Origin of the sequence: Tsukamurella strandjordii, from assembly GCF_039525985.1 — a bacterium.
In the GTDB taxonomy this organism is placed as follows: Bacteria; Actinomycetota; Actinomycetes; order Mycobacteriales; family Mycobacteriaceae; genus Tsukamurella; species Tsukamurella strandjordii.
The window spans coordinates 653,438-679,724 of record NZ_BAAAII010000002.1 but is presented as its reverse complement, the minus strand read 5'-3'; the positions used below and the strand labels follow the sequence as shown (position 1 = coordinate 679,724).

Here is a 26,287-nt window from a genome sequence, read left to right as displayed (position 1 = left end):
CGCTACTGGGCCGGATCGGTCACCGTCATCTGCACCCGGTACCGGTCGGATCGGTACCAGGAGTACGAATGCTCCACCCGCACCGCGCCGGAGAACGAGACGCGGTCGAAGGCCAGCAGGGGAGCGCCGGCGGGCACGTCGAGCAGGCGCGCCAGCTCGCCCTTCGCCGCGATCGCGCCGATCGACTGCTCGGCGTGGTCGATCGGGCGGCCGTACTCGATCCGCAGCAGTTCGTAGATCGACTGCGTCAGTTCGTGTTCCGTCAGGTCCGGCGCCACGAACTCGGGGTACCAGGCGTCGTCCACGGACATCGGCACCCCGTCGGCGATCCGCAGCCGCTTGACGTGGAAGGCGCGGTCGGCCGCGCGCAGGCCGAGGGCCGAGGTGGTCGACGGTGGCGGCACCCGCAGCTCGGTCTGCAGCACCGTGGTGGTGGGGACGCGGCCGAGCCGGCGCATGTCCTCGTGGAAGGACGCGAGGTGCAGGTGCGAGCGCGCGGGGTGATCGGCCACGAAGGTGCCCTTGCCGCGGATCCGCACCAGGGTCCCCTCCGCGACGAGCTGGCGCAGCGCCTCCCGCACCGTGATCCGCGAGACCCCGTACTCCTCGCACAGTTGCCGCTCACTGGGGAGCGCGGACCCCGGAGCCAGCTCCGCGGCGCAGCGCTTCTCGATGAGCGCGCGCAACTGCTCGTGTTTGGGGACCGGGCCGTCCGAGATCGCGACCGTCCGGGCATCGTTCGCGGACATAACCACATCTTGGCACACGAGGTAATGACCAGTATGCGATTGGTGGGGTTGCCCGTCAGCGCACCCCGGCCACCCGGAACTGCACGCTGATCCGGGGCCCCGCATCGGGCACCTTCGGGACGGCGTGCTCCCACGTGCGCTGCGCCGAACCGCCCATCGCGAGCAGATCGCCGTGCCCCACCGTGAGCCGCTTGCTGGCCCCGCCGCCCCGCGGGCGCATCAGGAACGGGCGGGTGGAGCCGAGCGAGACGATCGCGACCACGGTGTCGTGCGTGGCGCCGCGACCGATGGTGTCGCCGTGCCAGGCCACCGAATCGGACCCGTCCCGGTACAGGCACAGGCCCACCGAGGTGAAGGGCTCGCGCAGATCGTCCCAGTACATCTCGGTGAGCCGGTCCCTCGCCGCGCCGAGCGCGGGATGCGGCAGCGCCGCCCCGGTGTCGTAGTAGCGCAGCAGCCGCGGCACCGGGAGCGTGCGGTCGTACATGCGGCGGCGCTCCTCGACCCACGGCACATCGCGGGCGAGCGCGGCGAACAACTCGTCCGGCTCCGGCTGCCAGCCGGTGCGCACGTCCAGCCACGCCCCGTCCTTCAGTTCCCGGCGCTGCGCAGCCACCTCGAACAGACCGTCCTGCATGCCGCCGACGGTACGCCGACCCACTGACAGGTCCGAGCGACATCCGTAGGGTGGACCCGTGCGCTTCGGACTCTTCATCCCGCAAGGCTGGCGACTCGATCTCGTCGGCATCGACCCCGCAGACCAGTGGTCCACCATGAACGGCCTCGCGCAGCACGCCGACGCCGGCCCGTGGGACTCCGTCTGGGTCTACGACCACTTCCACACCGTGCCGGTGCCCACCCGCGAGGCCACCCACGAGGCGTGGAGCCTGATGGCCGCGTTCGCGGCCACCACGAACCGGGTGAAGCTCGGCCAGATGTGCACCGCCATGAGCTACCGCAACCCGGCCTACCTCGCCAAGGTGGCCGCCACCGTGGACCTGATCTCCGGCGGCCGCACCCAGATGGGCATCGGCGGCGGCTGGTACGAGCACGAGTGGCGGGCCTACGGCTACGGTTTCCCCTCCGCGGGCGAGCGGCTCGGCCGCCTCGACGAGGGCGTGCAGATCATGCGCCAGGCCTGGACCGAGGGGTCGGCCACGCTGGACGGCAAGTACTACCAGGTGGACGGTGCGATCTGCGAGCCCCGCCCGCTGCAGGACGGCGGCATCCCGCTGTGGATCGCCGGCGGCGGCGAGAAGAAGACGCTGCGGATCGCCGCGCAGTACGCGCAGTACACCAACTTCGACGGCACCTACGAGGGCTTCGCCCACAAGTCCGAGATCCTGCGGCAGCACTGCGCCGAGGTGGGCACCGATTTCGATGCCATCACCCGCTCGGCGAACTACAACATCGCGATCGCCGAGAACGCCACCGATGTGCAGGCCCGGCTCGACGAGGTGCGCCGCCGCTACTCCGAGTACGCGCCCATCGAGGCCGCCGACGCCTCGATGGGGGCCTTCGCCGGTATGCCCGGCGTGGGTACCCCCGGTGAGATCGTGGACAACCTGCGCAAGCTCGAGGCGCAGGGGATGACCTATGCGATCTGCTACTTCCCCGAGATCGCCTACGACCGTTCGGGTCTGGAGCTCTTCGAACGCGAGGTGATCCCCGCGCTCAGCTGATCCGGTGGGGGAGCGTCGCCAGCCGGCGCACCCCTTCGGCCAGCACATCGGCCTGCTTGCTGAAGGCGAACCGGATCAGGTGCCCCCAGCGGTCGTGGTCGTCGGCGAGCGCACTCACCGGTACCGCGGCCACGCCGATCTGTTCGGGCATCGCGCGGCACAGGTCGCCGGCATCGTCGTAGCCCAGGCCGCGCGCATCGGCGCACACGAAGTACGTGCCCTCGGCCGGGTGCACGGTGAATCCGTTGTCGCGCAGGGCCGTGGTGAGCAGGTCCCGCTTGGACTGCAGATCCGGTGCGAGCTGCTCCAGCCAGGCGCCCTCGGTGTCGAGGGCGTACGCCACCGCGTGCTGCAGCGGGGCGGCACCGGTGAAGGTGAGCCACTGCTTCGCGGCCCGGCAGGCGTCCGCCAGCTCCCGCGGCGCCGTGATCCAGCCGACCTTCCAGCCGGTCACGTTGAAGGACTTGGCCGCTCCCGAGATCCGGACGGTGCGCTCGCGCATGCCCTCGAAGGCCGCCAGCGGGCGGTGCACGCGGCCGTCGAACAACAGGTGCTCGTACACCTCATCGGTGAAGCACAGCAGATCGCGCTCCACGCAGAGCGCGGCGACGGCGGCCAGATCCTCGTCGGAGAGCACGGTGCCGGTGGGGTTGTGCGGGGAGTTGATGATGATCGCGGCGGTCTTGTCGGTGACCGCGGCCCGCAGCAGTTCGGGGTCGAGGCGGTACCGGTCGCCGTCCTCGATCAGCGGCACCACCACGCGGTGCGCACCGGCCAGCGCCACCGTGGCGGCGTAGGAGTCGTAGAAGGGCTCGATGAGGATCACCTCGCGGCCGGGCTCCACGAGGCCGAGGACGGCCGCGGCGATCCCCTCCGAGGCGCCCACGGTCACCAGCACCTCGCCGTTCGGGTCGTAGCTCAGTCCGTAATCCCGCTCCACCTGCGCGGCGACGGCGCGGCGCAGCTCCGGCAGGCCGTCGCCCGGCGGGTACTGGTTGAGGCCGCCGTCGATCGCGTCCTTCGCGGCGCGCAGCATGCCCGCGGGACCGTCGGTGTCCGGGAAGCCCTGCCCCAGGTTCACCGCATCGTGCTCGGTGGCGAGTGTCGAGATCTCGGCGAAGATCGTGGACATGAAAGGCTGGAGCCGGTGCACGGTGCGCATGCCCTCACGGTATCGCCGCGCTGGATAGTGTGGGGGCATGACCTCCGCCGTCGTCGTCGGATCCGGACCCAACGGGCTCACCGCGGCCGCCGTCCTGGCCCGCGAGGGCCTGGACGTGACGGTGCTGGAGGCCGCGACCACCCTCGGCGGCGCCTGCCGGTCCGACACGCTGCACGGCACCGTGATCGATCGCTTCTCCACCGGTCACCCGCTCGCCTACGCCTCGCCCGCGCTGCGCGACGTGGGGCTGGACATTCAGTGGGCGACCGCCCCGATCGACGTGGCGCACCCGCTGGTCGATGCGGTGGGCACTCTGGCCGATGTCCCCGACTGCGGCCCCGAGGTGATGCCGGCGTTCTTCGGCCCGCTCCCCGAGGTGCCGCAGCACCCCGCGGCGGCGCTGCGCTGGGGCCCGCGGTTCGCGCTGCCCGCATCGGTCACGGCGCGCGCCCTCGGCCGGGTCGGCGGCGCCGTCTTCGCCGGGGTGGCGGCGCATTCGATCACCCCGCAGCACCTCCCGATGACCAGCTCGATCGGCTACCTGCTGTCCGGGGTGCGCCCCTGGCCGGTGCCGGTCGGCGGATCGCAGATGATCTCGGACGGTCTGGCCCGGATCGTGGAGGGGCACGGCGGCACCATCCGTACCGGCGAGCGCGTGGACCGGTTGCCGGATGCCGATCTCGTGGTGCTAGACACCGGGCTGCCCGCCGCGCGGGAGCTCTTGGGCTCGCGCGCGCCCGGGTGGCTGCGCCGCCGCGCCCGACGGTGGCGGTTCGGCCCCGCCGCGTTCAAGGTGGACCTGGTGTTGGAGGACGGGATCCCCTGGGCACAGGAGGAATTGCACGCCGCGGCCTTCGTGCATCTGGGCGGGACCGCGTCCGAGATCGCGCACAAGGAGCTCATGGTCAACCGCGGGCGGATGCCCGAGCGGCCCGTGATGATCCTGTCCCAGCAGTACCTCGCCGATCCGTCGCGGTGCTCGGGGGCACTGGTGCCGGTGTCGATGTACGTGCACTGTCCCAACGGTTTCCCCGGCGATCTCACCGAGTCGATCATCGCCGAGGTGGAGCGGCACGCCCTCGGGGTGCGGGAGCGGATCATCGAGGTCCGGTCCGTGGGTCCGGCACAGCTGCAGGCCTCGAACGCCAACCTGGTGGGCGGCGATATCGCCGCCGGCGCAGCGATACCCACGCAGCTGGTACGGCGGCCGAGGCTCTTCGATCCCTACCGGCTCACCGACCGGGTGTACCTGTGTTCCTCCGCCGCCGGCGCACCCGGCGTGCACGGCATGGTGGGCTGGCACGCGGCCCGCGCCGCCCTCCGCGCACTGGGGTAGCGGACTACCGCCGGAGCTGGTCGATCACGGCCTTGCTGAACTCGTCGGTGCCCGCGGTTCCGCCGAGGTCGCGGGTGCGGGTACCCGACGCGAGAACCGCTTCCACGCCCGTCATCAACGCGGCCGAGGCGGCGTTCTCCCCGAAGTGGTCGAGCATCATCGCCGCTGCCCACATCTGGCCGACGGGATTGGCCAGGTTGCGGCCCGCGATATCGGGTGCGGACCCGTGCACGGGCTCGAACATCGACGGGTACCGCCGCGCGGGGTTGAGATTGCCGCTGGGGGCGATGCCGATCGAGCCGGCGATGGCGGCCACGAGGTCGGACAGGATGTCGCCGAAGAGATTCGATGCGACGATCACATCCACGCTGTGCGGCTTGAGCACCAGGCGGGCGGCGAGCGCATCGATGAGCACCTTCTCGACGCTCACCCCGGGAGTGGCGGCGACGACCTCGGCCACCACCTCGTCCCAGAAGGGCATGGTGTGGATGATCCCGTTGGACTTCGTCGCCGAGACCAGCTTCCCGCTGCGTGCGAGGGCTTGTGCCGCGGCGTATTCCGCGACCCGAGTGACGCCGGCGCGGGTGAACACCGCCTCCTGGATCGCGGTCTCCTCGGGACGGCCCCGGTGGAACCGGCCGCCGATCTCCGAGTACTCGCCCTCCACGTTCTCGCGGACCACCACGATATCGAGTTCCTCGACACCGGCGAGCGGCGAATCGACGCCCGGCAGGATCCGGATCGGTCGCAGATTGATGTACTGGTCGAATTCGCGCCGGATCGGGATGAGCAGGCCCCACAGCGTGACATCGTCCGGGATGTCCTCGGCCCCCACGGCTCCCAGCAGCGTGGCATCGCCGCTGGCGAGCTGGTCGATCCCGTCGACGGGCATCATGCGTCCGTGGGCGCGGTAGTAGTCCGAGCCCCACTCGCGGTGTCGCCAGGTGACCTGGAAGTCGAACCGGGACGCGAGGGTGTCCACACAGTCGATGGCCGCGGGCATGACCTCCAGGCCGATGCCGTCGCCGGCGATGACATCGACGGTGTACGAAATGGGTGCGGTGCTCATGGACTGGTCTCCTGATCGATTCGGTGAGGGACGGTGCGCCGGCTGCATCCGGCGGCCGGAGGATCTGCTGGTCTCAGACGGTGCCGCGCCGCGCGGCATCGGGATCGCTACTGCGGCGGACCACGAGTTCGGGTTCCATCAAGACCGATTCGGGGGTGCCGCCCGACAGCACCTCGGTGAGCAATCGCATCGCTTGGCGGCCCATCTCGTGCATGGGTGAGCGCACGGTGGTCAGAGCGACGGCGCCGCCGTCCGCGAGCGGGGTGTCGTTGTAGCCCACGAGCGCCACATCGTCGGGAACGCGGATACCGCGATCGCGGAGCGCGCCGAAGGCGCCCAGGGCGGCGAAGTCGTTGGTCGCGAAGACCGCATCCGGAACCGGGCCGTTCGCCAGGATGCGCTCCATCCCCGCGCGGCCACCGGCGGGATCGAAACTCGAGTACACGACGCGATCGTCGGGAACGTGGATTCCGTGTTCGGACAGTGCCTGCCGTGCTCCCGAGGTCCGGTCCTGTGCGGTGGACGCGAATTCGAGTCCGGCGAGGATCGCGATATCGCGACGGCCGGTCGAGGCCAGGTGTTCGCCCACGAGGCGTCCGCCCTTGACGTCATCGACGGTGGCCGCCGGGTAGTCCCCGGAGTGCCGGGATGTGAGGACGAAGGGGAGCCCGTGCCGGTGCACCTCGTCGAGGAAGGCGTGGTCCAGATGCGCGTCGCCGAAGATCATCCCGTCGACCCGTCGGTCGATCATCATCTGCGTCCGGGCGCGCTGGTTGTCGATGAGATCGAGCGAGTTGGTGACGAAGGTCGACTGCCCGGATTCGCTGGCGGCCTCTTCGATGCCCTCGTAGATGGTGGCGAGCACGTAGTCCTGCAGGCGGGGAACGAGCACGCCGATGAGCCCGGAGCGGCGGGTGCGCAGGCTGGAGGCCTGCGGATTGGGGGAGTAGCCCTGCTCCTGTGCGAGGGCGCGGATGCGGGCCACGGTATCGGTCGATGCCCAGCGCAACGCATCGTCGCCGTCGGCGTTCAGCACCCGGGACACCGTCGACGGGCTCACACCGAGCTCGTCGGCGAGCATCCGGAGGGTCAGCGTGCCTCGCCGTGCTGCTTTCACGGGTGCTCCTCCCTGGTCATGGACGCCAACACTACAGACGCACCGCTGGGCGCGAGGCGTTACACAAACGTTTGAGCAAATTTACACAAACGATTGCCGCAATCGTTTGTGACGTGGTTCACTCGTCGTCATGCAAGCACGAGTAGCGGTCATTGCGACCGGCGGGACGATCGCGTCGACGGCCACCGAGGGCGGTGTGGTCGCCAATCGAACCGGCGCGACCCTCCTGGCCGACGCCGGTGTCCGGGACGTCCGCACCGACACCATCGACCTGATGACGGTGGGCTCCTACCGGCTCACTCTCGGGCACATGCGCGAGATCAGCGATGCCGTTGCCGAGGTCTTGGCCCGGGGTGGGGAGGACCGCGTGGACGGCGTCGTGATCACGCACGGCACCGACACCCTGGAGGAGACCGCGATCCTGCTCGACCTGGTGCACGACGATCCGCGGCCGGTGGTGCTGACCGGCGCACAGCGACCGCAGGATGCCGCCGACGGCGACGGCCGGCGCAACCTCGCGGACGCGGTGCGCGTCGCGGCGTCCCCGGACGCTCGTGACCTGGGGGTCCTGATCGTCTTCGCGGGTCGCGTCCTGCCGGCCCGCGGAACTCGCAAGATCCACACAACGGCCCTCGCGGCCTTCGATTCGGTGCTCGGCGCGGGAGTCGGCGAGATCCGCGGCGACACCGTGGTCATCGCCTCGGCGCCGCGCCGGCCCAAGCCCCTGCCGCGCCCCACCAGCGACTTCGATCGCACCCGGGTCGACCTCGTCGAGATGTATCCGGGCGCGGACGACGCACTGCTGCGCGCCGCCGTGGCCGTGGGCGCCACCGGTGTGGTGATCGCCGGCACCGGCATCGGCAACGCGAACCCCGATGTGGTCTCCGCGGCCACCGACCTCCTGGCGGCGGGCACCGCGCTGGTGCTGTCCACCCGGGTGCCCGAGGGGCCGGTGGCGGGCGTCTACGGCAACGGCGGCGGGGCCGATCTCGTGGCCGCCGGCATACCCGCCGCATCCGGACTGCCGGCCACCCAGGTCCGGATACTGCTGGCGCTCTTGCTCTCCCATCACATGCTCCGGGCGGACAACGCCACTTCCCTGATCGACGTCTACGCGAACAACCAGGAGGACTGATTCATGACCAAGGAGATCTTCGTCGCCTTCGGCATCGATGTCGATGCCGTCGGCGGATGGCTCGGCTCGTACGGTGGAGAGAACTCACCGGGCGACATCTCGCGCGGCATCTTCGCCGGCGAAGTCGGTGTGCCCCGGCTCAACTCGCTGCTCGCCAAATACGAGCTCCCCGCCACCTGGTTCTGGCCGGGCCACTCGATCGAGACCTTCCCCGAGCAGTTCGACGCGGTGGTGGCCGCCGGCCACGAGATCGGGCTGCACGGATACAGCCACGAGAACCCCATCGCGATGACCCGCGAGCAGGAATCCGAGATCCTCGACCACTGCATCGATCTCATCCAGACCCGCACCGGCAAGCGGCCCACCGGGTACGTCGCGCCGTGGTGGGAATTCAGCAAGGTGACCAACGAACTGCTCATCGAGCGCGGCATCGCCTACGACCACTCCCTCATGCACCGCGACTTCGAGCCGTACTACGTGCGCGTCGGCGACACGTGGACCCCGATCGACTACGACAAGCCCGCCGCCGCCTGGATGAAACCCCTCGTCCGCGGCGAGGAGACCGATCTGATCGAGATCCCGGCGAGCTGGTACCTCGACGATCTGCCGCCGATGATGTTCATCAAGGGCAGCCCGAACAGCCACGGCTTCGTGAACCCGCGCGATATCGAGCAGATGTGGCGGGACCAGTTCGACTGGGTCTACCGCGAGAGTGACTACGCCGTCTTCACCTTCACCATCCACCCGGATGTGGCGGGCCGCCCGCAGGTGCTCCTCATGCTGGAGCGCCTGATCGACCACATCAGCTCCCACGAGGGCGTCCGTTGGTCCACCTTCGACGCCATCGCCCAGGACTTCCGGACCCGCCGACCCCGCGTCTGAGCGAGCACCCCGTGCCGGCATCCGGCGCACCCCCCTCCCACCTCATCAGAGAGCACGACTATGTCTGAATCAGCCAACCCCCCGGTTCCGGGCCTGCGTCGGGTGACCGGTGCGGAGACCCGGCGTGCGTCGGGAATCGCCTTCTTCGCGTGGACCATCGCGGTGTACGACTTCATCCTCTTCGGCACGCTGCTGCCGCGGATCGAGGCGTCCTTCGGGTGGAGTACCAGCTACGCCCTGCTCATCTCCACCTTCGTCAGCATCGGCACCGCCATCGTCGTGCTGCTCGTCGGCCCGATGGTCGACAAGCTGGGCCGGCGCAAGGGAATGATCATCTCGGTCGGCGGTACCGCGGCATCGTCGCTGGCCACGGCGGCGGCGTTCAACGCGGCCTCCCTGGTCGGCGTGCGGTCCGTGAGCGGGCTCGGTCTCGCCGAACAGTCCGTCAACGCCACCTATCTCAACGAGCTCTACGAGGTGACCGAGGACGAGCAGATCAAGAAGCGCCGGGGCTTCGTGTACTCGATGGTCCAGACCGGCTGGCCCGCGGGCGCCTTGCTGGCGGCGGGATTCGTCGCCCTCGTGACCGCGGTCTTCGGCGTGGACTCCTGGCGGATCGCCTTCCTGCTCGCCGCGATTCCCGCCGTGATCGTGGCCCTGGTGTGCCGGACCCTCAAGGAGAGCCCGCAGTTCGAGGCGCAGCAGAACGTCCGGCAGCTGCGGAAGGCCGGCAAGAACGACGAGGCCGACGCGCTCGCCGCGGCCACCGGCACCGTCGAGCAGACCGCCGCACCGCTCAAGCGGATCTTCACCGGTAAGCACCTGAGGAACACCGTGGTGCTCTCGCTCGCGTGGATGCTGAACTGGTTCGCCATCCAGACCTTCTCGGTCCTGGGAACCACGGTGCTCGAGAAGGGCAAGGGCATCGACGCCTCGAGCACACTGCTGCTGGTCGTGCTGTCGAACGTGGTGGCCGTGGCGGGGTACCTCGCCCACGGCTGGGCGGGCGATCGGTTCGGGCGTCGCAACACGATCGCCGTCGGCTGGTCGCTCGCCGGCCTGTTCTTCGCCGCGATGATGCTCGGTCCATCCGACCAGGCCTTCGTGCTCGTGACCTACATGATGGGCCTGTTCTTCCTGCTCGGGCCGTATGCGGCGATCATGTTCTTCCAGGCGGAGTGCTTCGATACCGATTGCCGCGCAACGGGGAGTTCGTTCATCGGAGCCATGTCGCAGCCCGGCGCGATCATCGCCGGCATCCTGCTGACCGCTCTCACGGCCGCCTCGGTCGACTACTCCACGGCGGCACTGTGGGTGGGCGCGGCCGGAGCCCTCGCATCGGCGCTGATGGTTCTCGGTGCACGCAAGGTGACAGATCCGCCGGCTCCGGGCGGGACGCGCACGCAGGGCCCTTCCGACGGCGTCGAGGTGGCGGCATGACCGAGCGGCCCGTCGCGATGATCACCGGTGCGGCGTCCGGAATCGGTGCCGCGACCGCGGTGTGCCTCGCCGAACAGGGTGTCCGCGTGGGAATCGGCACGTTCAGTGGTGATCCGCACGATCCCGAGATCACCCTGCGCGCTGTCCGGGAGGCCGGGGGAGAGGGCCTGATCGTCGAGGTCGACGTGTCCTCGACCGAGTCGGTGGACCGATTCGCCCGGACCCTGATGTCGGAGTGGGGCCGGATCGACCACGCGGTCGCGAACGCGGGAATCCTCCGCGAAGCGGCATTCGACTCGCTGACCGACGAGCAGTGGCACGCGATGATGGATGTGGACCTGCACGGGGTGATGCGCACGGCACGAGCAGGACTGCGGCACATGGGTAGTGGTGGCTCGGTTACCGCCATCTCATCGATCGCCGGTGGCGTGTACGGCTGGCAGGAACACGCCCACTACGCGACGGCCAAGGCCGGCGTGATCGGGCTGATCCGCAGCCTGGCCGTCGAATACGGCCCGCGCGGCATCCGCGCCAACGCGGTGATCCCGGGTCTGATCCGCACGCCGCAGTCGAGCGATGCCGTCAATTCTCTGGGGCCCGAGGGGCTCGACCGCGCCGGCGGCTACATCCCGTGGGGACGCGTGGGCCATCCGCGCGAGGTCGGCGAGGTCATCGCCTTCCTGTCCAGTGCCCGGGCGTCGTACGTGAGCGGTCAGGCGATCGTGGTCGACGGCGCACTCACCACCGCCATGCGGGATTGACGAGGAGAACGAGATGACCGATGTCTTGCAGGGGCGTAGTGCCATCGTCACCGGTGCCGCGTCGGGGATCGGCCGCGCCATCGCGGAGGCCTTCGTCGCCGCCGGGGCGGCCGTCACCGTGGTCGATCGCGACGAACGGGTGGTCGCGGTGCGCGACGAGGTCGGTGCGCTGCGGAGCGAGGTGCTCGACGCCACGTCCGAGGCCGATGTGGAGCGGGCGGTGTCCACCGTTGCGACCGCCGACGGCGGCCTCGACATCCTGGTGTGCGCGCACGGCATCCTCACCCAATCGCCGGCGTCCGAGATGACGGCGACACAGTGGCGCGAGACCCTCGACGTCGATCTGACCAGTGTCTTCCTGTTGAATCGGTCGGCGCTGCGCCCGATGCTTGCGCAGCGACGCGGCCGGATCATCAACATCGCCTCGCAGCTCGCGATCAAGGGCGGGGCCTCGCTCGCGCACTACGCGGCGGCCAAGGCGGGGGTCATCGCGATGACGAAGTCGATCGCGCTGGAGGCGGCACCGCACGGCGTCCTGGTCAACGCGATCGCGCCCGGACCCATCGACACCCCGATGGTGGCCGGCATCGACGACGACTGGAAGCGCGCAAAACGCGCCGAACTCCCGCTCGGCAGGTTCGGAACGCCCGCGGAGGTCGCGCCGACCGCCGTACTGCTGGCATCCGATCCGGGAGGCAATCTCTACGTCGGACAGGTGCTCGGCCCCAACTCCGGCGACGTGATGCCCTGATGTGCGGCGGATGCGGTGGAGCCCCGCCGGAGTGGGCCGCCGATCGGGTGACCGGACCGCGCAACCGGGCCGCCGTGGCCCGCAGGCTCTCGGGTGTCCTGCACCGGGACGTGGTCCGGCCCATCACGATGGGCTGGGTGGTCAGCGGTCCCACCGGCGTGACCAGCGTGTGCCGCACCTTCGATTCCCTGGTCCACGAGGTGAGCATCCGCTCGGGGCTGCCGACGGCCGACATCGTGAACGCCGGACTCGCCGAATCGGACTGAGCCGCTCGGCGAGTGGCGCCCGCGAGGTTAGTACAGGTCGCGGCGGCGATCGGTCAGATACGGATTGGCCGCCTGCGCCGCGCTGACCGCCTCCGTATCGACGGTGGCGGTGATCAGCCGGGTTCCGCGCCCGGCCGAGGCGAGCACCTCGCCGTCGGGCCCGACGATACTGCTGCGCCCCACGTAGGTCAGGTCCTGGTCGTGGCCCTCGTGGTTGACGTACGCCAGGTACACCTGGTTCTCCCACGCCCGGGTGCGGACGACCACGTCGGCGACGATGGCGAAGGGCTCCATCTGTGCGGTGGGGACCGCCACCAGGTGTGCGCCGGCATCCGCGGCGAGCCGCACGTTCTCGGGGAACTCCACGTCGTAGCAGATGAACATGGCGATGCGAACCCCCTGGAAGTCAACGGGGTTCACCGCCGTCTCGCCGGGAGCGAACATCGACCGGTCGAGGTCGCCGAACAGGTGCGTCTTGCGGTGCCTCGCCAGGATCTCGCCCTCGGGTGAGAACAGGAAGGCCGTGTTGTAGACGGCGTCGCCGTCGGCCTCGGGGAGCACCGCGATCACCCCGATCCCCACGCCGCCGGCGATCCCCGCGACGCGGTCCGCGAGACCGACGTGGGCGAAACCGCGCATCGGCTCGGGACCCAGAACGTAGCCCGTGGTGAACAACTCGGGCGTGATCAGCAGCTCGCAGCCCGCTTCCCGCGCCTCCTCGGCGGCCCGGGCGATCACGGCGAGGTTCTCCTCCGGGCTTCCGGGAACCGATTCCGCCTGCAATGCGGCGATCTTCACGCTGCTCATTCGATCATCCTGTCAGTTCTCGCCCGCGGAGTCGACGGCCAGGCGGCGCGACGACCGCGTCGCGAATCCGATCACGAAGGCCACCACCGGCACCGCGGCGAGCACCGCGCTCAGCCCCGCGGACTGGCCGGTGACGAGGGTGAAGTTGTCGAGCACGATCACCAGACAGGCGAGCAGTGCCACCACCGCGATCACCGGAAGGACGTAGGTCTGCAGGACCCGGCCCGCTCGATCGTGCGGATGCCGGAAGAAGTAGGCGGGCACGGCGATCGAGGTGAGCAGGAGCAACAGGATCATCCCGACGGTCGACACGCCCGCCATCGATCCGAAGACCCCCACCAGGGGGCTCACCCCGGACACCGCGAAGGCGGCGACGCAGGCCGCTGCGGTCACCGTTTGGACTCCCGACGACAGGTGCGGCGAACCGTGCCGCCCGTGCACCCGGGCGAGCGGGGCGGGGAAAACGGTCTTCCCGGCGAGGACGAACTGGTAGCGGGCGATGATGTTGTGGAAGGACAGTGCACACGCGAACAGACTCGTGACCAGGAGCACCTGCGTCACATCGTGCAGGATCGGCCCGAGATAGTCGCGCACCGTGGTGAGCAGCATGCTGTCCCCGCTCGCCAGGGAGGCGTTGGCGACGTCGCGTACCTTCGACGGCCCCCACGCCTCGACGACGGCCCACGCCGAGATCGCGTAGAAGACACCGATGATGGTGACCGCCGCGTAGGTGGCCCGGGGAATGGTGCGCGCGGGATCGCGTGCCTCGTCGCGGAACACGGCCGTGGCCTCGAAGCCGATGAATCCGGTGAGGGCGAACAGGACCGCGATTCCCAGTGGGCCCGAGGTGATCGCGGACGGCGAGAAGGAGCTCGCGCTGATGCCCTCGGCGCCGCCGCGCGCGACGACCACCACGTCGAGCACCACGACCACCGCGATCTCCAGCACCAGCGCGACCCCGAGGACCTTCGCGCTGAGATCGATCTGGCGGTAGCCGAGCGCTCCGACCACGAGGATCAGCCCGGCGGCCCACAGCCACCAGGGCAGTTCCGGCCCGCCGTAGTACCGCATGAGATTGTCGGCCGCCCAGCCGAAATAGCCGTAGATCCCCACCTGGATGGCGGTGTAGGCGACGAGCGCGGTGTAGGCGGAGCCCAGCCCGGGACGCGGGCCGAGGCCCGCGGTGACGTACGAGAAGAATGCGCCGGCCTCGGCGACGAACGGGGTCATCGCGACGAAACCCACCGAGAAGACCAGCAGCACCGCGGCGGCGATGAGGAAGCCGACCGGCGCACCCGCGCCGGGGCCGAGGCCGATCGCGATCGGGACGTTGCCGGCGATCACGGTGAGCGGCGCCGCGGCCGCGATCACCATGAAGACGATCCCCGTCACCCCCAAGGTGCCGTTGAGGCGAGCACTCGGGCGGGTGGAGTCCGTGGTGTCTGGTGATGGCATCGGTGCAGCCCTCCGGTACGGACCGGTCGTGGATTCCGGTGCGCGGTGGCGCTCATTGTGCCCGACGATGCTCTGGTCCGCTTGCCGATTCATCCTCAGAACGGCGGCGCCCGCGGCGGCTCCGGCGGTGGAATCCCGAGCCGCTGGGCCGTGCGCTGTGCCGCTTCGTGGCTCGCCTCCTCGCGCTGGGCCGCGCGCTCGCTCCGGCGGGCGTGGCGGAGGCGACGATGCAGCGCGCGGAGGCGACGGCGCTGTGCGGCCCGGCGGCGGGCGTGGTTCTCGAAACCGTTCGGCGCGGACGATGCTCGCCCGGTGGTGCGCGCAGGCGTGTCCCAGACCAGGGAGCCGAGCCCCGGGATCAGATCCGTCGCGGAGCCCGGCGGCACCACCCACACGGCGCCCGTGGGATGGCGCCACTCGACGCCACCGCCGGGCAGCACATCGGAGATCCACCCGCCCTCCGTCTTGATCCTGTGGTGGAAGCCGCAGAGCGGCACCAGGTTCCCGATCTCCGTCTGCCCGCCCACGGCCGGCGCGCGGTGGTCGTACTCGGTGACGTGGTCGATCTGGCAGGCCGACGACGGCACCGAACACCCCGGGAAGACGCAGGTGGGGTAGGTGAGACGCAGCACGAGGAGCTGGTACTGCGTGGGCCGGTACCCGGTGGCGCCGGTGGCGTGGATCTTCCCGGTGGTGGGATCGCGGCGGCCGAGCACCCGCACCGAGGTATCGCAGGTACCGATCAACGCCCGCGCCTGATCGGCGGTGACGGGGCCGGAGAGCCCCGGATCGTCGGTGACGACGACGGCGCCTCCGGGCGCGGCCGGGGCAGCCGGTGTCGGCCGCCCGCCGGGCGTGATCGCGGCGGACTCGTTCAGCACGATGACGGCGAGAGCCTTGAGGTTCTGCGCGACCGCGCCGGTGCGGGGGCGCGCCTCGCGGTGGGTGCACTCCTCGTTCCCGCATCGGCAGCCCAGCGTCTCGTAGCCCTCGGCGAGTGCGACCAGCGCGTCGACCTGTCGCTCGGCGAGGGTCCGGCCGTCCCGGCGGCACACCGTTCGGGCGACGTCGTTGATCGGCTTCGACAGCCGGATCGCCTGCGCCCTGTCCAGCACCACCTCCAGGTCGACCGCTCCGTCGCTCCGGGCGTGGAAGTCCAGCCGGGCCGACGGGGCGGTGGGTGGCCGCTCGGGAACCGCATCTCGATCGAGCTCGACCAGGATCTGCGTGGCGGCCTGTTCCACCGCCGGGCCCGTCACCGTGGTGCCCTCGCGCGCGAGGAGCCAGGCGGCGAGCCGCGTGTCGAGTGCCGCGGCCACCTCGTCTTCCAGCACCGCGACCGCCGCGCGGAGCGCCGCCCGCACCTGCACCATGCCGATCGCGCCGCGCGCGAACAGTGCGAACACCCGCGGGAACCGTTCACGCAGGTCCAGGCTGCGATGGAGGGCGGCGGAGGCCGCACCGCGACCAGTTCCCAGGGCGGCACCCGCCTCGGCGACCAACTCGTCCCAATCGTCGACGAACCGACGATCGGACTCCACCCGCACGGCGCGGGCCTCCTCCCGCAGGGCGTAGAGCTGAGAGAGCACCGCGTGCCGTTCGGCCTCCAGACGATTGACCTCGGCGGTGATCCGGCGGAGGCGGGCCAGCGCCGAGGACGGAGTGTGATCCGATGCGCCGGCGATCTCGGCGGGCACGGGGCGTGTGACCCGCCGTCCGAGATCGAAAGCGTCATCGTAGCTCATATGTTCGATATTACCCCCGATGAGCCTGCATTGCAATGGCATTCGCGAGGCTCTCTCGCTGGTCGCGGCGCTCGCGGCGATTGTTAAGCGAACACACCGAATGGCGGTAGAAATACTCGATGGACCTATCGATTCGAATGTCCGAAGATCGATTCGGATCACGCGGTGCGCATCGGAAAGGGGCGAGTGTCATGGGATTCCAGGACTGGATCACGAGCGCGGGCGAACTGCTGCGCGCCGCGGCACGCAGCTTCGGCGAGTACCGGCGCACGCACGTCGAGATGCTCGAACGGCATCACATCCTGATGGAGCCCTGGACGCACGACGTCCTGCACTGGGGCGCCGACGGCACTCTGCACGGCACCGTGCTCGCCGACCGTGCGCGCACGCCCGTCACCCGCGGCGGCTGGTGCCCGTGCCGGCCCTTCGACGCTGCGGTGCACCCCGTCCGGATCGATCCGGAGAACCCCGACCTCGCCGATCGCGGGCTCTAACGCGGAGCCGCCGATCCGCCTGGTCAGTCGGCGGTCTCGCCGATCGCGGGGCCGAGCAGATCGTCGGCGTCCACGATGCGGTAGGCGTAGCCCTGCTCGGCCAGGAAGCGCTGACGGTGCGCGGCGTACTCGGCGTCCAGGGTGTCACGCGAGACCACCGAGTAGAAGTGGGCGGTGCCACCGTCGTGCTTGGGTCGCAGCAGCCGGCCGAGGCGCTGCGCCTCCTCCTGGCGGGAACCGAACGTGCCCGAGACCTGCACGGCCACCGACGCCTCCGGCAGATCGATCGAGAAGTTCGCCACCTTGCTCACCACCAGCGTGGAGATCTCGCCGCGCCGGAAGGCGTCGAAGAGCGCCTCGCGCTCGCGGGTCTTCGTGGAACCCTGGATCACCGGCGCGTCCAGTGCGGCGCCCAGCTCCTCCAGCTGATCGATGTACGCGCCGATCACCAGCGTCTGAGCGCCCTTGTGGCGCTCCAGGATCGACTTCACCACGGCCGATTTGGCGGGCGCCGTCGAGGCCAGCTTGTACCGCTCTTCGGGCTCGGCGGTGGCGTACTGCATGCGCTGGTTCTCGGTGAGCGTCACGCGCACCTCCACGCAATCGGCCGGGGCGATCCAGCCCTGCGCCTCGATGTCCTTCCACGGCGCGTCGTAACGCTTCGGCCCGATCAGGGAGAAGACATCGCCCTCGCGGCCGTCCTCGCGCACCAGCGTGGCGGTCAGGCCCAGTCGGCGCCGGGACTGCAGATCCGCCGTCATCCGGAAGACCGGTGCGGGCAGGAGGTGCACCTCGTCGTAGATCATCAGGCCCCAGTCCCGGGAATCGAACAGGTCGAGGTTCTTGTACTCGCCCTTCGACTTCCGGGTGAGCACCTGATAGGTGGCGATGGTGACGGGGCGGATCTCCTTCTTCTCGCCCGAGTACTCGCCGATCTCCTCCTCGGTGAGGGACGTGCGCGCCAGGAGCTCGCGCTTCCACTGCCGCCCGGCCACGGTGTTGGTCACCAGGATCAGCGTGGTGGCCTGCGCACGGGCCATCGCGGCGGCGCCCACCATCGTCTTGCCCGCACCGCAGGGCAGCACCACGACACCGGAACCGCCCAGCCAGAACGAATCCGCGGCGATCTTCTGGTAATCGCGCAGCTCCCACGGGTCGGTCTCCGTGTCCAGCGCGATCGGATGCGATTCGCCGTCCACGTAACCCGCGAGATCCTCCGCCGGCCAGCCCACCTTGAGCAGCAACTGCTTGAGGTGGCCGCGCTCCGACGGGTGCACCACCACGGTGTCGTCGTCGATCCGGGCACCCACCATGGGCGCGATCTTCTTGTGCCGCAGCACCTCCTCCAGCACTGCGCGGTCCAGCGAGACCAGGGTGAGCCCGTGCACCGGGCTCTTCACCAGCTGCAGCCGCCCGTATCGGCTCATGGTGTCGACCACGTCCACCAGCAGCGGCTGCGGCACCGGATACCGCGAGAAGGTGACCAGGGCGTCCACCACCTGCTCGGCATCGTGCCCCGCGGCCCGCGCGTTCCACAGCGCCAGCGGCGTCACCCGGTAGGTGTGCACGTGCTCCGGAGCGCGCTCCAACTCGGCGAAGGGCGCGATCGCGGCCCGCGCCGCATCGGCCTGCTCGTGGTCCACCTCCAGCAGGAGGGTCTTATCGGACTGGACGATGAGGGGTCCGTCGGTCATCTATCCATTGTGCCGCGCGAGACGGAACTCCTGCTTATCGCCGCGGCCATGCGGGTCGCCGCACCATCGACTAGCGAGGGCCGAACAAGCGCCTAATCGAGTCTTCGCAGGTCTTGCGGTCCGCTATATGGGTCTCCACGATCTCATCGAGATCGGCGACTGCCTTGTCGTAGTTTGCTTGGGTGCCAGAACGAAGCGCCGCTACTACCTCTGCCATCGCATCCCGGACATGTTCGGCGGACTCCTCGAGCGAAACGAGCTTGGACAGGAACTCGCCAGCGAAGAATGAGTTCTTCCACGTGCCCGCAGCGTTCCCGGCCCGCGACCACGCCAACTTGAACTCGTCGATGGCTTTAGCGTGCTCCGCTCGGAAGGTCGTGTTCACTGGGAGGTTGTTGGGCAGGTGTGCCCGGCGAAGACGGTTGAATGACGACTCGTGCAGAGCGATTTCGACGATCGCCTCGCTTCCCTTCTTCAGGCGCGTTTCGTCTGCAGCACGGCGATTGGTTTCGAACGTGCCCAGAAGCGCGACCCCTACCGCCAGTGCAGTAGCGAAGGATGATGCCCAGGCCGGCTCAATGCAAAGCGCGCTCGCGCCGAACAGGATTAGGGCTACCGCACAGGCATAGACCGCCAGGATTACCAGGAACAGTGCTACGCGGCTGCGGCCAATCGCTTGCCGATTCCGTCCGTCGGTCATCTATCCATTGTGCCGCGCGAGACGGAACTCCTGCTCATCGCCGCGGTCGCGCACCACCACGCCCCGCTCACCGAGCCGCAGCCGCAGGTCGCGGGCGGTGGGTCCGCGCTTCTCCGCGCGGGCCACCGCCCGCTCGCGCAGCAATTCCTCGACCTCGGGCTCCGCATCGCCGCGGCCCTGCACGAAGCGCACGTACTCGGATTCGTACGGGTCGGCGTCGCCGCGCCACGGATAGCCCGCCTCGGTGAGGGCCTGCGCGATCCGGGCCCTCGGCACCCCGTCGGTGCTCGCCGCCGCGAGCAGGCCGCCCCCTCGGTCCAGGATCGTGAGCTCGCCGCCCCGGCCGAGGAAGGCCTCACCCACCTCGCCGGATTCGATCCATCGGCGGTGCCCACCGGCCTCGACCTCCAGGTGGTCCCGGGCCACCGTGAGCCGCGCGACCTCGTGCTGCCACATGCCGACGAGCACGACACCGCCGATCAGGCCGAGCACCGCGAGCGCGCCGACGGCGACGCCGGTGGGGAGCTGCGCGGCGATCCGCAGCGGGCCGGGCGAACCGTCGACGGTGCGCTCCAGCCAGCCGACCAGCCCGCGCACCACCAGGCCGAGGGCGGCTCCGGCCGCGGTGGTGGTGACGACGACCGCTGCCTGCAGGGTGCGCGGTAGCCCGATGCGGATGCCGGCGGGGGAGGCGGTCGTGGTCATGACGATCCTTCCGGTGCGAGGTAGGCGAAGGCGGCCCGCCGCACGTCCGGCCGGACATCGCCGTCGGCGAGGTGCGCACCGTCGGTGAGGGAGATCAGGAACATCGCCGCGTGCGCCGGATCGAGTGCGGGATCGACGACGCCGGACTCCTGACCGCGGGCGATCAGCTCGGCGAGCGTGCCGCGGGCGATCCCGTCCGAGGTGGCCACGATCTCGGCCAGCTCGGGGTCGGCGGCGATGCGGCGGATCAGCTCGGCCATGAGCCCGGGCGCCACCGGATCGGTGGCCGTGGCGGCGAGGGTGTCGAGCACGAGGCGCACGCCCTCGGCCGGGTCGGATGCCGCGAGGGCGCGATCGCGCAGTTCCTCGTTCCGCTCGATATCGGTGCCGAACAGGGCGCGGAAGAGTGTGGCCTTATCGGTGAAGTAGTAGAAGACGGTGCCCGAGCTGACCCCGGCGCGGGCCGCGATATCGGTGGCGCGGGCGCGCTCGAAGCCGGCGGCGGCGAATTCCGCGGCCGCGGCCTCCAGGATCGCGGCACGGCGGCGAGCGGTGAGTTCGGGGTCGACGGTGCGGGCCATGCCCCAGGTTAACCAATAACTGATTGGTCAGTCAATGAATTCGGCGGTGGTCACGCGATGCAGGGCGAACCGGCGCGGCGCGTCACCGTCGAGCGCGGCGAGCTGCCCGTGCCGCACCGACTCGGGCACCACCACGTGCCGGGTGTACACCCCGTTCGCATCCACGTACCCCAGCCGCACCGGCCGGCCCTCGCCCGCGGCGGACTGCAACAACGCCATCAACTCGGGCCCCGTGGTCCGCGGCTCACCCGCGGGGGAGTCCTGCCGGCGGATCTGCTCCGCCGCCTCCGCCAACTGCTCCAGCGTGGCCTGCGCCGCCGGCGGTCGCGGCCGCGGCATCGGCAACCGGATCGCGCTCGGCCGCAGGTCCACCACCACGCCCCGCGAATCCTCCGCCGCCGCAGCGAAACCCGCCGCCGACAGGCCCGCCACCAACTCCGCCAGCGGGGCCTGGCACACCAGCACCGTCGGGGCCACCGACCGCAGCGCCAGGGCCTGCGCCGCCGGCGAGGCCAGCACGGCCGCGATCAGCGCCGGATCGTCCGACCGCAGGAACGACGCCGCCATCCCCGCCCGCAGCGCACCGTGCCGCCGCGCCACATCGTCGACCAGATAGGTCAGGCCCTGCGGCACCGGCGTCACCGAATGCGCCACGAAGAAGGCGTGCACCTCCGCCGCAGTCCGCCCCGCATCGAGCGCCCGGCGCACCGAGGCATCCGTCACCCGGTACACCGCCGCCCCGCCCGCCGACTCCAGATCCGCCACCAGCGCCACCGACTCCGCGAAACCGTGCGTCGTGGGCCCCGGGATGGTGAGTGTCAGATCGGCCTGCAACAGGAACTCCTCGACCGGCGCCGGAAGCGCCGCCGCCATCGCCGACTCCAGCTCCGATTCCGCGAGCGCCGCCCGGCCCGCCGCCGTCAGCGCACCACCCGCCACCAGGCCCACCGTCTGCGCCTGCTCGACGATCCCCGCGATCGCCTCCAGCGTGAGCCGCCGGTACCAGGACGGATGCGCGTACCGCGCCGCCGCGTGCAGCTCCGGCAGGGGAGGGGCCACCCCCGCGGGCGCGGTCGCCAACGCCTCCAACACCGCCCGGCGGTCCTGCGGGGCCACCGAACTGCGCGCCGCCCGGTGCAGCGGCCCCACGATCCCGTCCTCGCCCCGGGAGCCGATCAGGGCCGGCTGCCGCCGCAGCTCCAGCCAGGTGCGCGCCAACACCGCCCAGCGGTCCGCCGGCTCCGCCCGCGACCACTCGTCCACGGTCACCGTGGGCGCGAACACCGAATCCTCACTGTCCGCCAGCTCGCCCTCCGCGATCAGTCCCGCGGCCGCCAGCACCTCCAACAGCAACGCCGCCCGCTCCTCGGGCAGATCGGCGGCCTTCGCCACCCGCCGCAACTCCCGGATCCCGATGCCGCCCGCCTTCACCCGCGCCGCCGGGGCCTGTCCCAACACCGCCAAGAGATCGTCGGCGTGCCGCAGCAGCTCCAGCGCCGCGACCGCCCCGGCACCGTCGAGCCCGGGGACCGGCGCACCGTCCGGCACGGGCCGCTTGAGCGAATCACCCAGCGGCAGCTCGCCCCGCAACCGCGCCCGCACCTCCCAGGGCAGCTCGACCGTCTGATGATCGACCCGCGTGAGCAGACCCGCGGCCAACAATCGCTGCACGGGATGCTCGGGCGAGGTGCCGGGCGCCGCCGCCGCGGTCCGGCCCAGCGGCGACCCCTCGGCCAGCCGATCGAGCAGCCCGCGCTCCTCGCTCCCGGGCTCGGGGAGCTCCGCCCGGTCCGGCGCGTCGACGGTGAGCTGCGGCATCCGCCAGGGCATCGCCTCGCGCACCGCGGAAACCGTGCGCAGGTCGGACTCGCCCCAGACCAGCGCGAGGTCGATGAGTGCGGCGACCGACGCACTGACCTGCTTCTTCAGGGCCCGGCCGCGCAGCGCCCGCGCCACCGAATCGACGGTGCCGCCGTCCGCGAGCACCAGCTCCAGCACGGCCAGATCGAGCAGGGTCAGCCGCTCGGCCACCCGGCCGAGCGAGGCGGGACTGAGGAGGCGGGTGGCCAGCACCCCGAAACCCGCCGGAATCGGCGTCGCGACATCGCGCCGCGCATCCAGAAGTGCCGCGATCCACGCATCGTCGCGGCTGCGCAGCCACTCCGCGAGGACGGCCGCCGGGGCCGCCCCGGACGCTTTACTGCTCACCGATACAGCCTAGAGGCCGGGGCATGTCAGAATAGCGACGTGTCTGAGACCACGAACGACAAGAAGAAGGCCGGCTACGTCGACAACGGCTGGCCCGCCGCAGAAGGCGACCACGCGGTGTCCGAGTTCGCCGCCCCGCTGGTCGGCGCGCTCTCGCCCTTCGGTGATGTGCAGTTCCCCGAGGCGCACATCCCCTACGTGCACCCGAACACCCGCATCAATCGCTGACGTGGACCTGACGCACGTCGATCACACGGGCGCCGCCCGGATGGTCGATGTGACCGGCAAGGACGTCACCGCGCGCACCGCGGTGGCGGCCGGCGTCTTCCGCACCACCGCCGAGGTGATCGAGAAGATCGCCGCGAACGCGGTGGCCAAGGGCGATGTGCTCGCCACCGCCCGCATCGCGGGCATCATGGGCGTCAAGCGCACCCCCGACCTGGTGCCGCTGTGCCATCCGCTGCCCGTCTCCGGAGTGCAGGTGGACCTCGAACCGGGCGACGCCGAGATCGCCATCACCGCCACCGTCCGGTGCACCGGGCGCACCGGCGTCGAGATGGAGGCGCTGACCGCCGTCGCCGTCGCCGGACTCACCCTGCACGACATGGTCAAGGCGATCGACCCCGCCGCCGTCCTCACCGACATCCGCGTCCTCACCAAGGAGGGCGGCAAGACCGGCCCGTGGTCGCGCGATGACTGACCGCGCCGCGACCGTCGTGGTGGCCTCCACCCGCTCGGCCGCCGGCGAGCGCGAGGACCGCACCGGACCGCTCATCGCCGCCTGGCTCACCGACCGCGGCTTCACCGTGACCGGCCCCGTCGTGGTGCCCGACGGCCGCGAGGTGGGCTCCGCGATCCGCTCCGCCATCCGGCGCCGCGACGCCGTGATCCTCACCACCGGCGGCACCGGACTCACCCCCACCGACCGCACCCCCGAGCAGACCCGCCCCGAACTGGACCGCGAAATCCCCGGCCTCGCCGACGCGATCCGCAACGCCGGGCTCCCGGACGTTCCCACCGCGGTGCTCAGCCGCGGCCTCGCGGGCATCGCCGGGGCCTCGCTCGTGGTGAACCTGCCCGGATCCACCGGCGGCGTCCGCGACGGGCTCGGCGTGCTCGACGGTGTGCTCGACCACGCGCTCGACCAGATCCGTGGCGGCGACCATGGCTGATGTGGTGCTCGCGCAGGTCACCGAGGAACCGATCGACCTGGCCGCGCACGAGGCCGCCGTGATCCGCGCCGAAGCCGGCGCGGTCGTCGGCTTCATCGGCGCCGTCCGCGATCACGACGGCGGGCGCGGCGTCACCCGGCTCGAATACTCCGCGCACCCCACCGCCGCCCGCGTCCTCGCCGAGGTCGTGGCCCGCGAGGCCGCCGCCGCACAGGGAGTGCGCGCCGTCGCCGTTTCGCACCGCGTGGGCCCGCTGGCCATCGGCGACGCCGCCCTCGTGGTGGCCGTTTCCGCCGATCACCGCGGCGCAGCCTTCGCCACCTGCGCGCGCCTGGTGGACGCGGTCAAGGAGGCGCTGCCCGTGTGGAAGCACCAGATCTTCGCCGACGGCACCGACGAATGGGTGGGCAGCGCCTGACGGACCCGGCCGACCGATCTCACCTATAGTTAGCAATGTGAAGATACTGGTCACGGGAATCGCCGGATACTCCCACCTCGTCCCGTTCGTCCTCCCCGCGGCCGCCGCGCTGCGCGCCGCCGGACACGAGATGACGGTGGCCGTCCCCGCCGACGGCGCCGACCTCGTCACCGGCTACGGCCTCGACGTCCTCCCGCTCGACGGCGTCCCGACGATGGCGCAGATCGCCACCGATCCCGCGCTGCGGGCCGAGGAGTTCTCGGTGGCGGACTACCGGCCCCCGGTCACCCCGTACCCGTTCCAGGGCTTCAGCGCCGCGCCACAGGGCGCCGCGCGCGCCTTCGTCGGGGTCCTGGGGCACCGTCTGGCCACCGTCCTCCTGGAGGAAGTCGATGGTGCCGTCCCCGACCTCATCGTGCGCGACAACACCGAGTTCGGCGGCTACCTCGTGGCGGAGCGACTCGGATGCCCCCGCCTGGACCTGGACGTGGCACCGATGTTCGAGTCCGACGCGCCCGAGGTGATGGCGGTCGTGAACGAGGTGCGCGGACTGCACGGTCTGCCGCCCGTCGAGTCCGTGACGGACGGGAACCGGATCGCCCAGACCCCGCTCGACTTCTACCCGCCGAGCCACCGCGTGCCCGGACTGCACTGCTTCCGGCCGGGCCCCCGGAGCCACGCCCCGCTCGACCCGCGGATCGCCGACCTCCCCGCGGATCGTCCGCTGGTGCTGGCGAGCCTCGGCTCGGTCGCGCCCGCGCTCGGGGTGAACGGCGGCCTGCTCGGCAGCATCGTCACCGGGCTGGGCACGCTGGACGTCTCCGCGATCGTCGCCACCGGCGGCGCCGAGATCCCGGACCCGCCCGCGAACGTGATCCTCACCGATTTCGTCGACCAGCAGACCGTCCTGCCCACCTGCGACGTCTTCGTGACCCACGGCGGCTTCAACAGCGTGCGGGAATCGCTGCAGGCGGGCGTGCCGATGGTGCTACTGCCGCTGTTCGGCGATCACCCGCCCAACAGCGCGCAGGCCGAAGCGCTGGGCGCGGGCATCACCCTCGACCCGCAGACGGTGACCGCGGGCGAGGTGGCCGCCGCCGTCGAGAAGGTGCTCGCCGACCCGGGGTACGGCCGCAACGCCCGCCGGTTCGCCCGCCGCAGCCGGGCGCTGCCCGACCTCACGACCTTCCCCGAGCAGCTCCCGCAGATCCTCGGCCGGAGCGACTAGCGGCGGGTGTCCGCGGGCTTGGTGTCCGGGCACGTGGTCACGCGCGCCGGATCGCACGGCCGCGGCGTGAACAGGGGCACCCCGAGATGTCCGGGGATCACCGGGATGCCGAGCGCACCGTCCGGCACGGTGGGGCCGGGGTTCGACGGGCGGGCCGGCACGTTCGCCTGCGGGTTCTCCACGCGCGGGTTCGACGGTGCCGGGGTGCCCGCGCCGGGGACGCCCGCGATGCCGGGCACGCCCACGCCGGGGAGGCCGGCGGCGCCGATGCCGAGCCCACCGGGCACGGCGACCGCGCCGAGGCCGGGGACCTCGACGGTGCCGCCCGGTGCGGCCGGGCGGGCGGGTGCGCCGGGGGCCGCCGGACGGGCCGGTGCCACACCGGGGGCGGCGGGACGGTTCGCCGACGGCGGGTTCACGCCGGGGGCGAGCTTCTTGATGTCGTTCTCATCGATGCCGGGGACGCCCGGGACCGGGGCCGGCTTCGCGGGTGTGCTGGGCACCGGCGAGGTGGTGGGCGAGGCCGACGCGGCGGGCGCGACGAGGGCCATGCCGAGGCCCCCGAGGAGGGCGCCGAGCGCGGCGAGTCCGGTGGCGGAGCGAGCGATCATCGGGAGGTCTCTTCTCGTGCAGGTCGAACGGCCGCGAGTGCGGCCGTTGGCACGGTAGCAGACCGTGTGGGATCGCAAAGGATGTACCGGTATGTCCGGCTCGGTCCGAGGCGGATCGT

28 protein-coding genes are annotated in these 26,287 nt (G+C 71.1%); 14 read left to right on the top strand and 14 right to left on the bottom strand.

The features are described from left to right. Positions 1-2: 2 nt before the first annotated feature. Together ABD108_RS04045 and ABD108_RS04040 are read right to left on the bottom strand one after the other, a co-directional pair. On the bottom strand, positions 3-749 hold the full coding sequence (locus ABD108_RS04045) for a GntR family transcriptional regulator (protein WP_305110106.1): 747 nt from the start codon (positions 747-749) through the stop codon (positions 3-5). 55 nt (positions 750-804) lie between these two features. Beyond that, positions 805-1,386 carry an alpha-ketoglutarate-dependent dioxygenase AlkB gene (locus tag ABD108_RS04040; RefSeq protein WP_343929463.1) on the bottom strand — a complete coding sequence of 194 codons (582 nt, stop codon included), beginning with the start codon at positions 1,384-1,386 and terminating at the stop codon, positions 805-807. Positions 1,387-1,444: 58 nt separating this feature from the next. Between ABD108_RS04040 and ABD108_RS04035 the strand changes: the two genes are divergently transcribed. Further along, the gene (locus ABD108_RS04035; RefSeq protein ID WP_305110104.1) at positions 1,445-2,431 is read left to right on the top strand and encodes an LLM class F420-dependent oxidoreductase; all 987 of its coding nucleotides are present in this window, start codon (positions 1,445-1,447) and stop codon (positions 2,429-2,431) included. On the opposite strand, the gene ABD108_RS04030 is transcribed toward ABD108_RS04035, so the two are convergent. Next, complete coding sequence (locus tag ABD108_RS04030) at positions 2,424-3,593, bottom strand: pyridoxal phosphate-dependent aminotransferase (RefSeq protein ID WP_343929461.1); 1,170 nt, start codon at positions 3,591-3,593, stop codon at positions 2,424-2,426. The genes ABD108_RS04035 and ABD108_RS04030 overlap by 8 nt on opposite strands. Before the next feature lie 37 nt (positions 3,594-3,630). Between ABD108_RS04030 and ABD108_RS04025 the strand changes: the two genes are divergently transcribed. After that, the gene (locus ABD108_RS04025) at positions 3,631-4,929 is read left to right on the top strand and encodes a phytoene desaturase family protein (protein ID WP_343929459.1); all 1,299 of its coding nucleotides are present in this window, start codon (positions 3,631-3,633) and stop codon (positions 4,927-4,929) included. Between the two features lie 4 nt (positions 4,930-4,933). Here ABD108_RS04025 and ABD108_RS04020 read toward each other — a convergent pair whose 3' ends face one another. Together ABD108_RS04020 and ABD108_RS04015 are read right to left on the bottom strand one after the other, a co-directional pair. Next, entirely contained in the window at positions 4,934-5,998 is a 1,065-nt protein-coding gene (locus tag ABD108_RS04020) for a tartrate dehydrogenase (protein ID WP_343929457.1), read from the bottom strand. 73 nt (positions 5,999-6,071) lie between these two features. Continuing rightward, entirely contained in the window at positions 6,072-7,079 is a 1,008-nt protein-coding gene (locus ABD108_RS04015) for a LacI family DNA-binding transcriptional regulator (protein WP_305110402.1), read from the bottom strand. Positions 7,080-7,245: 166 nt separating this feature from the next. On the opposite strand from ABD108_RS04015, the gene ABD108_RS04010 reads away from it, so the two are divergent. From ABD108_RS04010 to ABD108_RS03985, 6 genes are read left to right on the top strand one after another with little or no spacing between them, the layout of a single operon-like run. Further along, positions 7,246-8,250, top strand: a complete 1,005-nt coding sequence (locus ABD108_RS04010) for an asparaginase (RefSeq protein WP_220656495.1) — start codon at positions 7,246-7,248, stop codon at positions 8,248-8,250. Between the two features lie 3 nt (positions 8,251-8,253). Next, positions 8,254-9,132 carry a polysaccharide deacetylase family protein gene (locus tag ABD108_RS04005; protein WP_343929455.1) on the top strand — a complete coding sequence of 293 codons (879 nt, stop codon included), beginning with the start codon at positions 8,254-8,256 and terminating at the stop codon, positions 9,130-9,132. Between the two features lie 60 nt (positions 9,133-9,192). Then, positions 9,193-10,572: an MFS transporter gene (locus ABD108_RS04000; RefSeq protein WP_343929453.1), complete on the top strand. Its 1,380-nt coding sequence runs from the start codon at positions 9,193-9,195 to the stop codon at positions 10,570-10,572. Next, positions 10,569-11,333, top strand: coding sequence for an SDR family NAD(P)-dependent oxidoreductase (locus ABD108_RS03995; protein WP_220656492.1), 765 nt, complete (start codon positions 10,569-10,571; stop codon positions 11,331-11,333). The genes ABD108_RS04000 and ABD108_RS03995 overlap by 4 nt, the downstream gene beginning before the upstream one ends. A 13-nt stretch (positions 11,334-11,346) precedes the next feature. After that, a complete protein-coding gene (locus ABD108_RS03990) occupies positions 11,347-12,084 on the top strand; it encodes an SDR family NAD(P)-dependent oxidoreductase (RefSeq protein ID WP_343929451.1) in 738 nt (245 codons plus the stop codon). Then, positions 12,084-12,350, top strand: a complete 267-nt coding sequence (locus ABD108_RS03985; RefSeq protein ID WP_305110099.1) for a hypothetical protein — start codon at positions 12,084-12,086, stop codon at positions 12,348-12,350. Before ABD108_RS03990 ends, ABD108_RS03985 begins: the two co-directional genes overlap by 1 nt. Positions 12,351-12,377: 27 nt before the next feature. Here the strand turns inward: ABD108_RS03985 and ABD108_RS03980 are convergent, their stop codons facing one another. The 3 genes from ABD108_RS03980 to ABD108_RS03970 all read right to left on the bottom strand — a co-directional run bounded on the left by ABD108_RS03980 (position 12,378) and on the right by ABD108_RS03970 (position 16,357). Further along, positions 12,378-13,157 (bottom strand): carbon-nitrogen hydrolase family protein, encoded by a 780-nt coding sequence (locus ABD108_RS03980; RefSeq protein WP_343929449.1) that lies wholly within the window; start codon positions 13,155-13,157, stop codon positions 12,378-12,380. Between the two features lie 12 nt (positions 13,158-13,169). Beyond that, positions 13,170-14,612: an APC family permease gene (locus tag ABD108_RS03975; protein WP_343929447.1), complete on the bottom strand. Its 1,443-nt coding sequence runs from the start codon at positions 14,610-14,612 to the stop codon at positions 13,170-13,172. A 95-nt stretch (positions 14,613-14,707) separates the two neighbouring features. Next, on the bottom strand, positions 14,708-16,357 hold the full coding sequence (locus ABD108_RS03970; RefSeq protein ID WP_343929445.1) for an HNH endonuclease signature motif containing protein: 1,650 nt from the start codon (positions 16,355-16,357) through the stop codon (positions 14,708-14,710). Positions 16,358-16,548: 191 nt separating this feature from the next. Between ABD108_RS03970 and ABD108_RS03965 the strand changes: the two genes are divergently transcribed. Continuing rightward, entirely contained in the window at positions 16,549-16,851 is a 303-nt protein-coding gene (locus ABD108_RS03965) for a hypothetical protein (RefSeq protein ID WP_220656488.1), read from the top strand. Between the two features lie 23 nt (positions 16,852-16,874). On the opposite strand, the gene ABD108_RS03960 is transcribed toward ABD108_RS03965, so the two are convergent. The 5 genes from ABD108_RS03960 to ABD108_RS03940 form a co-directional block, all read right to left on the bottom strand. After that, positions 16,875-18,545, bottom strand: coding sequence for a DNA repair helicase XPB (locus tag ABD108_RS03960; protein ID WP_220656487.1), 1,671 nt, complete (start codon positions 18,543-18,545; stop codon positions 16,875-16,877). 70 nt (positions 18,546-18,615) lie between these two features. Continuing rightward, positions 18,616-19,245, bottom strand: a complete 630-nt coding sequence (locus tag ABD108_RS03955; RefSeq protein ID WP_343929443.1) for a hypothetical protein — start codon at positions 19,243-19,245, stop codon at positions 18,616-18,618. Beyond that, complete coding sequence (locus tag ABD108_RS03950; RefSeq protein ID WP_305110094.1) at positions 19,246-19,950, bottom strand: YqeB family protein; 705 nt, start codon at positions 19,948-19,950, stop codon at positions 19,246-19,248. Next, the gene (locus ABD108_RS03945) at positions 19,947-20,531 is read right to left on the bottom strand and encodes a TetR/AcrR family transcriptional regulator (RefSeq protein WP_343929441.1); all 585 of its coding nucleotides are present in this window, start codon (positions 20,529-20,531) and stop codon (positions 19,947-19,949) included. Before ABD108_RS03945 ends, ABD108_RS03950 begins: the two co-directional genes overlap by 4 nt. Before the next feature lie 27 nt (positions 20,532-20,558). After that, the gene (locus ABD108_RS03940) at positions 20,559-22,739 is read right to left on the bottom strand and encodes a helicase-associated domain-containing protein (RefSeq protein WP_343929439.1); all 2,181 of its coding nucleotides are present in this window, start codon (positions 22,737-22,739) and stop codon (positions 20,559-20,561) included. A 39-nt stretch (positions 22,740-22,778) separates the two neighbouring features. On the opposite strand from ABD108_RS03940, the gene ABD108_RS03935 reads away from it, so the two are divergent. The 5 genes from ABD108_RS03935 to ABD108_RS03915 are packed head-to-tail and all read left to right on the top strand — an operon-like array spanning position 22,779 to position 25,557. After that, positions 22,779-22,967 (top strand): hypothetical protein, encoded by a 189-nt coding sequence (locus ABD108_RS03935; protein WP_220656484.1) that lies wholly within the window; start codon positions 22,779-22,781, stop codon positions 22,965-22,967. A 1-nt stretch (position 22,968) separates the two neighbouring features. Continuing rightward, on the top strand, positions 22,969-23,439 hold the full coding sequence (gene moaC / locus ABD108_RS03930) for a cyclic pyranopterin monophosphate synthase MoaC (RefSeq protein WP_220656483.1): 471 nt from the start codon (positions 22,969-22,971) through the stop codon (positions 23,437-23,439). Then, positions 23,432-23,911 carry a MogA/MoaB family molybdenum cofactor biosynthesis protein gene (locus ABD108_RS03925; protein WP_343929437.1) on the top strand — a complete coding sequence of 160 codons (480 nt, stop codon included), beginning with the start codon at positions 23,432-23,434 and terminating at the stop codon, positions 23,909-23,911. The genes moaC and ABD108_RS03925 overlap by 8 nt, the downstream gene beginning before the upstream one ends. Continuing rightward, positions 23,904-24,329: a molybdenum cofactor biosynthesis protein MoaE gene (locus ABD108_RS03920; protein WP_220656481.1), complete on the top strand. Its 426-nt coding sequence runs from the start codon at positions 23,904-23,906 to the stop codon at positions 24,327-24,329. Before ABD108_RS03925 ends, ABD108_RS03920 begins: the two co-directional genes overlap by 8 nt. 37 nt (positions 24,330-24,366) lie before the next feature. Continuing rightward, entirely contained in the window at positions 24,367-25,557 is a 1,191-nt protein-coding gene (locus ABD108_RS03915) for a glycosyltransferase (RefSeq protein ID WP_343929435.1), read from the top strand. On the opposite strand, the gene ABD108_RS03910 is transcribed toward ABD108_RS03915, so the two are convergent. After that, positions 25,554-26,168, bottom strand: a complete 615-nt coding sequence (locus ABD108_RS03910) for a hypothetical protein (RefSeq protein WP_343929433.1) — start codon at positions 26,166-26,168, stop codon at positions 25,554-25,556. The genes ABD108_RS03915 and ABD108_RS03910 overlap by 4 nt on opposite strands. Between the last annotated feature and the right edge of the window lie 119 nt (positions 26,169-26,287).

Excerpts from the sequence above, each read along its gene's own strand:
- ABD108_RS04045 (WP_305110106.1), bottom strand. The coding sequence starts at position 749 with ATGTCCGCGAACGATGCCCGGACGGTCGCGATCTCGGACGGCCCGGTC.
- ABD108_RS04040 (WP_343929463.1), bottom strand. The coding sequence starts at position 1,386 with ATGCAGGACGGTCTGTTCGAGGTGGCTGCGCAGCGCCGGGAACTGAAG.
- ABD108_RS04030 (WP_343929461.1), bottom strand. The coding sequence starts at position 3,593 with ATGCGCACCGTGCACCGGCTCCAGCCTTTCATGTCCACGATCTTCGCC.
- ABD108_RS04025 (WP_343929459.1), top strand. The coding sequence starts at position 3,631 with ATGACCTCCGCCGTCGTCGTCGGATCCGGACCCAACGGGCTCACCGCG.
- ABD108_RS04020 (WP_343929457.1), bottom strand. The coding sequence starts at position 5,998 with ATGAGCACCGCACCCATTTCGTACACCGTCGATGTCATCGCCGGCGAC.
- ABD108_RS04015 (WP_305110402.1), bottom strand. The coding sequence starts at position 7,079 with ATGCTCGCCGACGAGCTCGGTGTGAGCCCGTCGACGGTGTCCCGGGTG.
- ABD108_RS04010 (WP_220656495.1), top strand. The coding sequence starts at position 7,246 with ATGCAAGCACGAGTAGCGGTCATTGCGACCGGCGGGACGATCGCGTCG.
- ABD108_RS04005 (WP_343929455.1), top strand. The coding sequence starts at position 8,254 with ATGACCAAGGAGATCTTCGTCGCCTTCGGCATCGATGTCGATGCCGTC.
- ABD108_RS04000 (WP_343929453.1), top strand. The coding sequence starts at position 9,193 with ATGTCTGAATCAGCCAACCCCCCGGTTCCGGGCCTGCGTCGGGTGACC.
- ABD108_RS03995 (WP_220656492.1), top strand. The coding sequence starts at position 10,569 with ATGACCGAGCGGCCCGTCGCGATGATCACCGGTGCGGCGTCCGGAATC.
- ABD108_RS03990 (WP_343929451.1), top strand. The coding sequence starts at position 11,347 with ATGACCGATGTCTTGCAGGGGCGTAGTGCCATCGTCACCGGTGCCGCG.
- ABD108_RS03985 (WP_305110099.1), top strand. The coding sequence starts at position 12,084 with ATGTGCGGCGGATGCGGTGGAGCCCCGCCGGAGTGGGCCGCCGATCGG.
- ABD108_RS03980 (WP_343929449.1), bottom strand. The coding sequence starts at position 13,157 with ATGAGCAGCGTGAAGATCGCCGCATTGCAGGCGGAATCGGTTCCCGGA.
- ABD108_RS03975 (WP_343929447.1), bottom strand. The coding sequence starts at position 14,612 with ATGCCATCACCAGACACCACGGACTCCACCCGCCCGAGTGCTCGCCTC.
- ABD108_RS03970 (WP_343929445.1), bottom strand. The coding sequence starts at position 16,357 with ATGAGCTACGATGACGCTTTCGATCTCGGACGGCGGGTCACACGCCCC.
- ABD108_RS03965 (WP_220656488.1), top strand. The coding sequence starts at position 16,549 with ATGGGATTCCAGGACTGGATCACGAGCGCGGGCGAACTGCTGCGCGCC.
- ABD108_RS03960 (WP_220656487.1), bottom strand. The coding sequence starts at position 18,545 with ATGACCGACGGACCCCTCATCGTCCAGTCCGATAAGACCCTCCTGCTG.
- ABD108_RS03955 (WP_343929443.1), bottom strand. The coding sequence starts at position 19,245 with ATGACCGACGGACGGAATCGGCAAGCGATTGGCCGCAGCCGCGTAGCA.
- ABD108_RS03950 (WP_305110094.1), bottom strand. The coding sequence starts at position 19,950 with ATGACCACGACCGCCTCCCCCGCCGGCATCCGCATCGGGCTACCGCGC.
- ABD108_RS03945 (WP_343929441.1), bottom strand. The coding sequence starts at position 20,531 with ATGGCCCGCACCGTCGACCCCGAACTCACCGCTCGCCGCCGTGCCGCG.
- ABD108_RS03925 (WP_343929437.1), top strand. The coding sequence starts at position 23,432 with ATGACTGACCGCGCCGCGACCGTCGTGGTGGCCTCCACCCGCTCGGCC.
- ABD108_RS03920 (WP_220656481.1), top strand. The coding sequence starts at position 23,904 with ATGGCTGATGTGGTGCTCGCGCAGGTCACCGAGGAACCGATCGACCTG.
- ABD108_RS03910 (WP_343929433.1), bottom strand. The coding sequence starts at position 26,168 with ATGATCGCTCGCTCCGCCACCGGACTCGCCGCGCTCGGCGCCCTCCTC.